General features: G+C 52.2%; 7 protein-coding genes and 1 pseudogene. 5 read left to right on the top strand and 3 right to left on the bottom strand.

Annotated elements, in window-relative coordinates; all coding sequences use genetic code 11:
* The 3 genes and pseudogenes from ACK5LI_RS15140 to ACK5LI_RS15130 form a co-directional block, all read right to left on the bottom strand.
* Positions 1-189, bottom strand: a 189-nt coding sequence (locus ACK5LI_RS15140) for a transposase (protein WP_416950881.1), incomplete at its 3' end; no start/stop codon positions are given.
* 62 nt (positions 190-251) lie between these two features.
* Positions 252-452: pseudogene (locus ACK5LI_RS15135) on the bottom strand (transposase); the annotation flags it as partial.
* Between the two features lie 405 nt (positions 453-857).
* Positions 858-1,556: an XRE family transcriptional regulator gene (locus ACK5LI_RS15130; protein WP_416950879.1), complete on the bottom strand. Its 699-nt coding sequence runs from the start codon at positions 1,554-1,556 to the stop codon at positions 858-860.
* Between the two features lie 271 nt (positions 1,557-1,827).
* On the opposite strand from ACK5LI_RS15130, the gene ACK5LI_RS15125 reads away from it, so the two are divergent.
* The 5 genes from ACK5LI_RS15125 to ACK5LI_RS15105 form a co-directional block, all read left to right on the top strand.
* On the top strand, positions 1,828-2,265 hold the full coding sequence (locus ACK5LI_RS15125; RefSeq protein WP_416950877.1) for a hypothetical protein: 438 nt from the start codon (positions 1,828-1,830) through the stop codon (positions 2,263-2,265).
* The gene (locus tag ACK5LI_RS15120; protein ID WP_416950875.1) at positions 2,262-2,516 is read left to right on the top strand and encodes a helix-turn-helix domain-containing protein; all 255 of its coding nucleotides are present in this window, start codon (positions 2,262-2,264) and stop codon (positions 2,514-2,516) included. Before ACK5LI_RS15125 ends, ACK5LI_RS15120 begins: the two co-directional genes overlap by 4 nt.
* The gene (locus ACK5LI_RS15115; RefSeq protein WP_416950873.1) at positions 2,513-2,794 is read left to right on the top strand and encodes a hypothetical protein; all 282 of its coding nucleotides are present in this window, start codon (positions 2,513-2,515) and stop codon (positions 2,792-2,794) included. The genes ACK5LI_RS15120 and ACK5LI_RS15115 overlap by 4 nt, the downstream gene beginning before the upstream one ends.
* A gap of 9 nt (positions 2,795-2,803) precedes the next feature.
* Positions 2,804-4,063 (top strand): DNA-binding protein, encoded by a 1,260-nt coding sequence (locus tag ACK5LI_RS15110; RefSeq protein WP_416950871.1) that lies wholly within the window; start codon positions 2,804-2,806, stop codon positions 4,061-4,063.
* Positions 4,011-4,365: putative phage tail protein (locus ACK5LI_RS15105; RefSeq protein WP_416950883.1), on the top strand; the 355-nt coding region annotated here is incomplete at its 3' end. The genes ACK5LI_RS15110 and ACK5LI_RS15105, both read left to right, overlap by 53 nt.

Here is a 4,365-nt window from a genome sequence, read left to right as displayed (position 1 = left end):
GATTTCCGTCTGTTGGTTATCAAACTGGGCAGCATGAACTTCGCCATGCCCATATTTCTTTTTCCACGCATACAAGCTGTGGGTGCTGACGCCTAACCTTTGGGCGACTTCTTGGACGGGATAGCCGTGCTCGGTGATTTGTTTTACCGCTTCAATTTTGAATTCGTCAGTGTAGCGTTTGTCGTACATCGTTTTCTCCTGAGGTCTCGTTTTCATAACTCAGGAGTGTCTACGAAACTAGGGGCGATTCATTTCAGGCGTGCATTTTCTGCTTCGAGGTCACGGAGTCGACGAATGTCAGATGCTTCCATTCCGCCGTATTTTGATTTCCACTTATAGTAACTGGCTTGGATCACAGCATATTCGCGGCATGCTTCAGCTACTTTTCTGCCGCCTTCAACTTCTTTGAGAATTCGAATGATCTGACTTTCGGTGAATCGAGATTTCCGCATCGTTTCTGTCTTCTTGATGGATGCACGTTAACGAAAACCTCTACTTTTGGCTGGCTCTATATTACGGGAGATTTACACTGCATGGCGTGATGTTGTATGCTGCATGGGGGTGTTCCTGCCGGTATGACGGCTGGTTTTGACCCACCAGTTTGACCCAGTTGACGAAAACAGTGTGGGGAGCTAGTTAATTTGACACATGAGTGGAATAGGCATTTCGCGTCGTGCTTTCCATTGAATACAGAACGTTAGCGCGGTTGCAGGTGCCGAATTGTGCGCCAAGCAAAATGTGAAGAAAATATCTAAAAATGATCGGAAAGTGCACGAAGTTTAGCACGGCATTGGTCGAGAATAATAAAAAAGCAGGAGCCTTTTGGGTACCTGCTTTTTTATTATTCAAGGAGAGAATTAACGGGCTTCGCGACACCACCAGATGACGCGACCAATAACGCGGACGTTTTCCGCAAGGTCACTACCTCGTGGTATTCTTATGTCTTGGTATCTTTTGTTTTTTGAACGAATGACGAGGGTTCCAGGTTCTGTATCTAGCTGTTTAATCATAATTGTCTCGTCAACGCCGACAGCAAAGATTCCACCAGCGATGACTTGGTTCTTACTCTGGTCAATCAAGGCCATGTCTCCATCGCATATATCCGGCTCCATGCTGTCGCCTGAAACTTCCATCAATACCATATCATTCGCGTTACCCTTTGTGCGTATCCAGTCCTTACGGAATGCGAACTGTCCGTCGCACTCTGTCTGCACCTCGTAGCTGCCTCCACCAGCAGAAAGGCGGGCCTTAAGGCGTGGAATGAATATGATCTCTGTGTGGCCTTCTGACTGACCGGTGCAAGGGGGCTTTGAATTTGAGGAAGGCCGAATCGTTTCGTCTCGGTACATAGAGCCTTCGCCAAAGATAAACCACTCCGGCTTTACACCAAAATTGGTGCAAACAGCTCTGACAGTACTCACATCTGGTTCTGACTCACCGCGTTCATAGCGGCCCAAGGTGTTCTTATGAACTCCTAATTGTTTTGCAAATTCCGCCTGAGGAATGCTGCCTCGAATACTGCGGAGACGCTCTGCGGGGGTGTTTTGTGTGTCCAAGTTTTGCTCCAGAAGTTGGACATGATGTTGGACACCGTGCGCTATCTGTATTTGCCTGAGATAATGAGAAAAACACAGGTTTACACCAAAAATTATGTTGGACACCAAAAACGAGGTTGACCAATCACCAAAAAAGGTGTCTAAAGGACGCACGGGCGGTTGATAAACAGAGATATAAGTTCAACCTCAGTTTACAGCCGCTGCATGTAACGGTCAATGTCCCATTTTTTACTAATTTTTGACGCCAAATGTGACTTTGATGGACGGAGAAATGAAGCAGCTTTCCCTCTTCGATAATGTGGCAAACCGGGTGACCTTGCTGGACAGGGAAATCAAGTCTGCCATGAACGAAGCCTGTAAGCGTTTTTGCAACCGTAACAGGGTTTCGCGTGAGGAGGTTGTTGACCGCATGAACGCATTGGCTTTGCAGGCTGGGGTGCGTCTTACCGGCGGAAACGCCAAGCAGCTTTCAGATCAGATTCTGGCGAAGTGGTTATCTTCTTCCTCTCCTGAACATATGCCTAGCCATCGTGCTTTAGCCGTTTTTTGTGATGTGGTTGGCAGCCTTGAGCCTTTGGCAGTTCAGGCTGCTGTGCATGGTGGCACTGTGATTGATGAATCGCAAAGGCTGCGTCTGGAGCAGGCGGAAGTAGAAGACCAGATCAAAGCGTTACAGCGTCGTAAAAAACAACTGGAGTCAATTCGATGATTGGAAATGCACATGCAGCAACAGGAGCGGGAATACATCGGCAGCCTTTTCGCATCAGGGAGTTTCTGGACGCTCGCGGATTGTCGATGGCTGATGTTGCACGGCAGCTAGGCGTGAGTGCTCAGGCTGTTTCGGCAACAGTCAGGGGCAGGCGCAATCATCGCAAGGTGTTGGAAGCGTTGCGGGATATGGGATGCCCTGTAGAGGTGCTGAGTCTGCCTGAAGACTTGAAGCAGAGGGACGTGGCATGAGTGCGCAAAAAGTAGTCGCAAGTATCTACCGTAACGGGATTGTGCGGATTGACCTGAAGTGTGCTGATGGTGCGCTTCCCCTTTGCTCAGGCTCCATACGCGCTGTGACAAGTGTTGTCGAACGACACTGCAACCTCTGCTACGACGGTAAGGGGTATAAATTTGGAAGCCTTGCCTTGGAGGATGACGACCATAAGGCTTTGGAGATGGTTACAGATTTATCTCGCAAAATGACAGAAGACGTTGCGTATAACTCGTTTCGTAACACCAGACTGTAGGATTGTCTTATGACGCACCAGCAGGACGCATATACTACTAAAGAAGTAGCGGAAGTGCTTAATCAGCAAGTCCGGTCGTTAAATCGTCGTGCTAAGCGCGAAGGCTGGCAGTCCCGTCCCCGTAAAGGGCGCGGGGGTGGCAACGAGTGGCTGGTGGACTCTATGCCAAAGGCCACTCGCCAGGCGATAGCGGCCGGCCTGCTGCGTAAGCAACGCCTCGATTCCGGTACGGTACCTGCCGTGCCGGATGCTGAGGGTGCCGGTCGTCGGACAAGTATAGCAACACGTCTTGGCAACCTTTCCGGCTTAAGCAAGCGGCAGCGCGAAGTCGCGACTGCCAGACTGGCCTTTGTGCGTGAAGTTCATCGTTTGATGGGCCTTGTGGGACGTGAAGCAGCCATACAGAGCCTTGTCCGCGCTGCAGCGGAGGGCAGCCTTGCCCCGCATCTGCAACAGCTGGTTTCTGTAGCCAATGACAAGACAGGCACCGGCAAGGCAAAGCGCGGCATTTCACGCCGCAGGCTGTATGCGTGGTGCGGCGATTATGAACGCGGCGGCGAAGGTGCTTTGGCACCTAAGCACCGTCAGAAAGACTACACCGTACCGGATTGGGCACCGCTTTTTTTGAGTTTTTTTCAGCAGCCGCAAAAGCCTTCTATGGTGCAGGCTCATAAAGACCTGTGTGCCGCTTACGAGAGCGGCAAGCTGGAAGGCAAGGCGCCTTCTCTGGACGCAGTGCGCCGCTGGGCAAAAAAAGTGGCTCCGCCGGAGCTGGCACGAGGCCGGAAAACCGGCAACGCTTTGCTGGGCATGATGCCGTATAAGCAGCGTTCCACAAAGCATATGTTGCCGACCGACTGCTATACGGCAGACGGAACAACATTTGACGCCGAGGTACGTAACCCGCTGAATGGCAGACCATTCAAGCCGGAAGTCACTCTGGTTTTGGATGTAGCCACCAGACGGTGTGTGGGCATTTCTCTGAGCATGTCTGAAAACATGCAAAGCGTTCTTGATGCGTTACGCATGGCCTGCTTGTTCGGTGGCATTCCTGCCATGTTTTATGCCGACAACGGCCCTGGTTACGACAATCTGCAACTGTCGACCGAGGGGACGGGCATTCTTACCCGACTGGGTATTGAGCGGGCAGCATCCATACCGGGGCGCCCGCAGGGCAAAGGGCTGATGGAGCGGGCCGTGGACACCATCTGCAAGCCTGTGGCCACAGGAATGGCTGCCGGACTGGGAGCGTGTTTACGGCCTGCCTGATGCCTGTTCCCATCCTGACACCACGTTGCAGGAACGCATCATGGCATTGGTCATAGCAGTGCAGGAACAAGCTGGCCTGTCGCGGGCATGGTTTACGCGCCTTGCCATGCTGCTTGGTTACAAGGTGGTGGTGCACGAATACCCGCCGTTCTGTGCCGGTTCACATGCGGGCGACATGTTGACCAACGGCGACTGGCAATGGGCATGGGGCGTAGCTGCTCCTGCCATTACCGAGCGCCGCTTCAGCGCAGGCCGCAGTGCCACGGGCGAGGCTCTGTCCACCTGGGGCGATCATTTACTGG

The sequence above is a fragment of the Oleidesulfovibrio sp. genome (genome assembly GCF_047973035.1).
Lineage (GTDB): Bacteria > Desulfobacterota > Desulfovibrionia > Desulfovibrionales > Desulfovibrionaceae > Oleidesulfovibrio.
This window is presented reverse-complemented; position numbering and strand designations above follow the sequence as displayed.

Coding starts and splice junctions, on each gene's coding strand:
- ACK5LI_RS15125 (WP_416950877.1), top strand. CDS start 1,828: ATGAAGCAGCTTTCCCTCTTCGATAATGTGGCAAACCGGGTGACCTTG.
- ACK5LI_RS15120 (WP_416950875.1), top strand. CDS start 2,262: ATGATTGGAAATGCACATGCAGCAACAGGAGCGGGAATACATCGGCAG.
- ACK5LI_RS15115 (WP_416950873.1), top strand. CDS start 2,513: ATGAGTGCGCAAAAAGTAGTCGCAAGTATCTACCGTAACGGGATTGTG.
- ACK5LI_RS15110 (WP_416950871.1), top strand. CDS start 2,804: ATGACGCACCAGCAGGACGCATATACTACTAAAGAAGTAGCGGAAGTG.